The organism is Lentiprolixibacter sp. (genome assembly GCF_982873095.1).
Window position 1 is genome coordinate 1 of record NZ_CEYNTP010000297.1, and the last position, 3,019, is coordinate 3,019.

Annotated in this window: 3 protein-coding genes; 1 reads left to right on the plus strand and 2 read right to left on the minus strand. The window is 44.3% G+C overall.

Features of this window, described 5'->3' with window-relative positions; all coding sequences use genetic code 11:
• Window positions 1–255: 255 nt before the first annotated feature.
• Together AC4E7D_RS13440 and AC4E7D_RS13445 are read right to left on the minus strand one after the other, a co-directional pair.
• Window positions 256–1,389, minus strand: a complete 1,134-nt coding sequence (locus AC4E7D_RS13440; protein ID WP_490174297.1) for a T9SS type B sorting domain-containing protein — start codon at window positions 1,387–1,389, stop codon at window positions 256–258.
• Window positions 1,390–1,393: 4 nt separating this feature from the next.
• Window positions 1,394–2,188, minus strand: a complete 795-nt coding sequence (locus AC4E7D_RS13445; RefSeq protein WP_490174298.1) for a phage tail-like protein — start codon at window positions 2,186–2,188, stop codon at window positions 1,394–1,396.
• Window positions 2,189–2,491: 303 nt separating this feature from the next.
• Here AC4E7D_RS13445 and AC4E7D_RS13450 point away from each other — a divergent pair.
• Window positions 2,492–3,019 (plus strand): carboxypeptidase-like regulatory domain-containing protein (locus tag AC4E7D_RS13450; protein WP_490174299.1); only part of this gene is annotated, 528 nt, incomplete at its 3' end.

The following is a 3,019-nucleotide window of genomic DNA, read 5'->3' on the forward strand; positions in this document are numbered from 1 at the left end:
CGTGTGCAATGGCCGAAGTCAGAAGCAAGGCAATTATCGTACTCAGAAGCTTGTGCATAGGGGAAATTTTAATCCTTCAAGCTAACTTTTCCGATTAAAATGTAGTAATAATAGTTGTGTAACCGTAAGAAAAGTATGTATAAGTTGAAAATATTGAGGTATTAACTATTTGAAAATATGAATATTAACTCATTGCGTTTTTCCTACAGCAAGTCCCTTATAATCACAAAATAACCCCTGGGTATATAATCCTGCCTATCGTTCCAGGTACAGATAACCCTGATAACTGAGTTCAAGGTCATACAGGTCTGCGGTGTAGTAGTATATCCCGGTCGGCAGGCCCTTATCTGGATTGATGACCCAACTGCCCGTATTAGCAAATCCCCTAAATTCATTACGGTAATTTTCCTGTTCAAAAACCCGAATGCCATTGCGGTCGAAAATTTGTAGCAGATTATTGGGGCTTAGTTCCAATTCGGGGATGATAAGAACATCGTTTATCCCATCATTGTTCGGGCTCAGCCAGTAGTTGTCCAGGACCAGCAGTTCTGAAGGTTCTGCCAGGCTTCCAAAGGTTATGGCTGCATAATCATCCGGAACAAAAGCTGCTGAGCTTATGGTTCCCGTATTCAAATCCCCGTTCACAGAAGTACTGCCCAGTGAAATCCACTGTCTTTGGGCTATGTTCCACCCTACCAGGGTAATAAAGTTGAGGTCAGGAGCAATGGCAGCCATATTACTGCGCACATTCCAGCTTAAGGTAACTGTACCTAAAGTATTTCCCTCCAATTTCCAGAACTCCTGCTGGCTGATATTGGCGAGCGTTTCGGTCCGTATGGCAGTATTAAATCCATTTGTGTCGGGATTCTCGAAAAAATAGGCACATTTGGCAAATTCAATCCCCCCGGAAGCGTTGAGTCGCAAGCTGCGTAATTGCTGTTGGTCTCCTACGGGAAAGGTGAAAGTAGAAGCCCCGGAGTAGGCTGCATAACCATCTACCTTGGAGAGATCACTCTGGCCAGAATAAAAACTGTTGGGTGCAAAATCCAGATAGGCATCGGCGCTTATTCTTGAAGTTTGAAAGTCGCCCTCCACAAAGTTGGCGTTGTTCTCAACAGCCATTGAGGTACTGAGAAAAACCCCCTGTGGATTTACGATTTCCATATCGAAGAATATCGGTGCAAAGGCCCCTGAGACCTCAAGGTTCTGCCCTCCGTAAAATCCGGCCAGGCCAAGATTTTCTGAGAAGGAAGAATCGTTGATCAGGTTGGTGTGAACCCCCAGGTTGCCCCCTTCGTGGATCCGGATATTTCCCGCATTGTACAAGGCTGTTTGTGCCATGCCAAACGGGGCACAAAAAACCACAATAAGGATGAGAAGTATCCTCATGACACTAGAAATCTAAGACAGTGAAATACCAGGTTGTATCTGCAGGAGCTCCTGCAGCATTATAAATAGAAACAAGAAATGAATCATTTAACTGAACGGATACCTGAGCTCTAAAATCCCCGTTGGCCGTTGTTAATTGTATGATATAATCCGCTGTAGGCCTCGGATTGTCTAGAATTACGTTGTATACACCGGTAGTAACAGGAAGCACATTAGCACCCCTTGTCCTGACAGGTACACTTGCATTTACTTTTCCCATGGCAAGCACATCTGGATTGGCCCAAATGACCTCATTCAGGATCTGATTGGGGACTGCAGAAGGTATCAACCGGTTCGGAGGAGTAGAACTTTCCTGAATATGGGCATTACCATTTACGGAACTCGGGCCGTAATCATCCCGGGTTAGCGACTGGTCCACAATATTCAATCCCGTAATTTCATCTACCTCAACATTTATTTGACCGCCGTTCCGGGTAAGGGCTATGGTGGTATCCGCATTGACAATAGCGTCGTTGGTCAGTTCAAAGGCCGATGCCTCACAGAGATTTATCCAGCTGCTACCGTCATAATAATGAATACACTGAACATCCGTATTGTAAACCAATGCCCCCGGTAGTGGGCTCAGACTATTCATTTGCGCAGTGCTCAGTCTTGTGATCACCAGGGCCCTGTTGCTGCTTTCCAGTTCCAGTACAGAGCCGGCGTCCAGGCTTTGTGGATTGTCGCCTATTTTGATCTGACCCAGCATGGCCTGAATAGCGCACAAAGCCAGTCCGGTGAGAAGCAATTTCATTTTCATAATGGGCCTAATTAAACCAGCCAATAGTGAACAACAAAAATAGGATTATAAACGATCCCTGAACACTTTCCACCCCGAAATACATAATAATAGGATGAATGGATTTCTAAAATCCATACATAGGGTGAGATGCGATGAATTTTTAGTTAGAAATTATAGGGAAACACCTTTTTTTGCTTCCCTGCACCTAATTAACATAAGTTTAAACCGTATAAATTTTTTTATCCCCGCTACTTGTCCGTATTTTAGGGGATGATGCAAAACGCACGATTAAATATCCGCTCATACCTGTTGCTTTTTTCGTTGGCAATAGTTTTCGCGTTTGGTGCCGTTGCCCAGGATGACGGTCGAAGAATCCTAAGGGGAAAGGTGTTGTACCGGAACAGCAATGTGGTGAATGAGAACGTCATTAATACTACCGCTGAAAGAGCCACTATTACTAATAAAAATGGAGAATTTGCCATCCGGGTGAAAGAAGGGGATGAATTGGTTTTTACTTCCGTGAATTACCAGATCGAGATCGTGGAGATAACTCCTGAAATCCTGGAACGGAATAGATTGGTAGTCGAAGTGAATGAAAAAGTAACCGAACTGGATGAGGTGGTCGTGAGCCCTGAAAACCAGAAGCGATTCCTGGAACTTAAAAATGAGGAATTTAAAGGGTATGAGTACGAAACAGATCCCACATCAGAAGTGGTGAATATCGCTGAAGACCCTACGGTAAGGGGGATGCAGGACGGGATAAACTTTGTCAACATTTTTAAAGCTCTTTTTATGTCTAAACAGGAGCAAACGGAAGAAAGAGCACCCCTGAAGGTAAGCGAAGTGCTC